Origin of the sequence: Streptomyces malaysiensis subsp. samsunensis, from assembly GCF_024519315.1 — a bacterium.
In the GTDB taxonomy this organism is placed as follows: domain Bacteria; phylum Actinomycetota; class Actinomycetes; order Streptomycetales; family Streptomycetaceae; genus Streptomyces; species Streptomyces malaysiensis.
This window is the reverse complement of record NZ_JANIIC010000202.1, coordinates 1-1,676: the sequence shown is the minus strand read 5'-3', so window position 1 is coordinate 1,676 and position 1,676 is coordinate 1. Positions and strand designations below refer to the sequence as shown.

At 72.1% G+C, this 1,676-nt stretch carries 1 protein-coding gene; it reads right to left on the bottom strand.

Going from position 1 to position 1,676, the window contains the following annotated elements:
• Positions 1–1,629 (bottom strand): SpnB-like Rossmann fold domain-containing protein (locus NQU54_RS48455; RefSeq protein WP_257636637.1); only part of this gene is annotated, 1,629 nt, incomplete at its 3' end.
• Between the last annotated feature and the right edge of the window lie 47 nt (positions 1,630–1,676).

The following is a 1,676-nucleotide window of genomic DNA, read 5'->3' as shown; positions in this document are numbered from 1 at the left end:
GCCCAACAGAGCGTTCTCAGCGTCGGGATACATACCGAGCGAGACCAGAACATCACGGAAGTTCAGCCCCACCGCACGCACCTCGATACACACCTCCTGCGCACCCAGAGCGCGGGTCGCCGCGTCGCAAGGGACGAGTGACATTCCGTCAAGCTCACCTTCCGGGTCGACCTGGAGGCGCCAGGGACCGTCGGGGAGCTTCGGAGTGGCGGGGACGGCGGCCACTCCGGGGATGCTCGGTTCGCCGCGTCGGAGCGCCAACTGCGGTTCTCCGGTGTCCAGCGCGGCGGGAAGCGCCGTGAGTGACGCTTCGTCCGCGTCGAGATCGACGAGAACGAAGCGGCCGGGGTGTTCGGTCTGCGCTGACCGCACCAGCCCCCAGACCGGGGAGGCGGCCAGGTCGGACACACCCTCGCCCGTCGCGACGGCGACGGCTCCCCGCGTGACGAGCACCAGCCGGGCCCCGGTGGCGGCCGACGTCTCGTCCGCGAGCCAGTCCTGAACGAGCGACAGGGCCCGGCCCGCGGTGGACACGGCCTCCGACGCGACGTCCGTTCCGGCGCAAGGGGCGATGCCGGCCAGCACATAATCCGGCGGCGGGCACTCTCCAGCGGCCACCTGCCCGGCGAGGTCGGCCAGATCCTCATAGCCGTCGGCGAGCCGGTCGAGGCCGAGTGCTTCGCCGCTGACGACGGCGAGGCGCCGAGCCCGGCCCTCGGTGTCCATGGCCGGTAGAGGCGTCCACTCGACGCGGTGCGGGGCAGCGGTGGTATGCGTGTCCGCGGGGTCGCCGCCGTCTTCTCCGAGGGGCCGGGTGACCAGGGTCTCGACCGAGGCCACCGGCCGGCCCGTATCGTCCGCCACCAGGACCGACATGCCGCCGCCGGTCACCGGTGTGAGGCGTACCCGCAGCTTCGTCGCACCGGTGGCGTGCAAAGTGACACCGGTCCACAGGAACGGCAGCCGCACGGCGTCCGAACCCGCGTCGTCCGAACCCGCCGACCAGGCGTGCAACGCCGCGTCCAGCAACGCCGGATGCACGCCGAACCCGCCGCCGGCCCGGCGCGCCACCTCGGGCAGCGCGGCCTCGGCGTAAATCTCCTCCCCTCGGCGCCATACGGTCTCCAGGCCGCGGAATACCGGCCCGTAAGCCAGACCCTGATCACTCAGCCGCTCGTACAGCCCTGCCGTCTCCACCGGCCGCGCCCCCGCCGGTGGCCAACTGCCGAGGCCCGCCGGCTCACCGGACACACCGGTGGTCAGAACGGTGCCGCGCGCATGTCGGGTCCAGACGCCGTCAGCACCACAGGTGTGCAGGCTGACGTACCGGCGGCCGTCGCTCCCCTCCGATCCGGTGATGGTCACCTGGACACGCAGCACGCCGCCGTCCTCGGGGAGCACCACCGGTGTCTCGAGGCTGAGTTCGTCGAGCCGGTCGCAGCCGACGCTGTCCGCCGCGCGCAGGACGGTCTCCACCAGGGCGGTTCCCGGCACCACGGTTCGGCCGCGCACGGTGTGGTCGGCGAGCCAGGGGTGGGTACGCAGTGACCAACGGCCCGTGAGGAAGTGTCCGTCGGAGTCGGGCAGCGGTACACCGGCGTCGAGCAGCGGGTGTCCAATGGATTCCATGCCGATGGCGTCGGCGTCGGCAGGGGCGCTTGGGGCGAGCCAATAAT